Genomic DNA, 220 nt, shown 5'->3' with positions numbered 1-220 from the left:
AGATCGGGTTCCCTTCGGCAATAATATCTCTCGGCATTTCCAACCTTTATCTTGTTTTAAGACTCGTGCTATTCGGCTAGCTGTAACTCCTAGACAACCATGATCGATTTTATCAGTATGTTTGTCAACCAGACAACCGTTGTGACGAAGATAAGCGAAAGAGAGGTCTTCACTACTCCTTGCCTATAAAAGTCATTTGCGATCAGCCCTGGAACGATGG

The sequence above is a fragment of the Mesotoga sp. UBA5825 genome, assembly GCF_002432955.1.
Taxonomy (GTDB): domain Bacteria; phylum Thermotogota; class Thermotogae; order Petrotogales; family Kosmotogaceae; genus Mesotoga.
Note: the sequence above shows the minus strand (reverse complement) of the source record.